The following is a 569-nucleotide window of genomic DNA, read 5'->3' as shown; positions in this document are numbered from 1 at the left end:
ATCCAGTCGCAAGAGGTCTACGACCGCTACATGAAGTACCTGACCGGTTGCGCGAAGCTGTTCCGCCAGGGTTACACCGACGTCGACCAGTTCACGCTGCAAAAGTAGCGGAACGACCCCCAGCTCCTCGCCGCCTACTTCACGAGGGTGAACTGGCCCACATTGCTGATGCCCTTGCGGAACAGCTTCGCGCAACCGGTCAGGTACTTCATGTAGCGGTCGTAGACCTCTTGCGACTGGATGGCGATGGCCTCGTCGCGGTTCGCCTCGAGGGCGGCCGCCCACGTCTCCAGGGTGCGCGCGTAGTGCAGCTGCAGTGAGTGCACCCGGGTCAGCTCGAAGCCGGCCGTTACGGCGTACTCCCCGACGGTCTGCGGGGTCGGGAGCCAGCCCCCCGGGAAGATCTCGGTGAGGATGAACTGCGAGAAGTGCACGATCTCGTGCGTCAGCGTCATGCCCCGCGCCCTGGCCTCCTTGAAGGAGGGGCGAACGATGGTGTGCAGCAACATGATTCCGTCGGACGGCAGCACCTGGTAGGCCATCTTGAAGAAGCGGCCGTAGCGCTGGCG

2 protein-coding genes are annotated in these 569 nt (G+C 64.0%); one reads left to right on the top strand and one right to left on the bottom strand.

All coding sequences use genetic code 11. The features are described from left to right. Positions 1–108: class I SAM-dependent methyltransferase (locus tag A5704_RS27660; protein WP_197508484.1), on the top strand; the 108-nt coding region annotated here is incomplete at its 5' end. Positions 109–134: 26 nt separating this feature from the next. Here A5704_RS27660 and A5704_RS13310 read toward each other — a convergent pair. Continuing rightward, a partial coding sequence (locus tag A5704_RS13310; RefSeq protein ID WP_197508483.1) for a class I SAM-dependent methyltransferase occupies positions 135–569 on the bottom strand: 435 nt, incomplete at its 5' end.

Source organism: Mycobacterium sp. E735 (genome assembly GCF_001666955.1).
In the GTDB taxonomy this organism is placed as follows: Bacteria; Actinomycetota; Actinomycetes; order Mycobacteriales; family Mycobacteriaceae; genus Mycobacterium.
The sequence above is the reverse complement of the archived record's forward strand: the minus strand, read 5'-3'. Positions and strand labels throughout refer to the sequence as shown.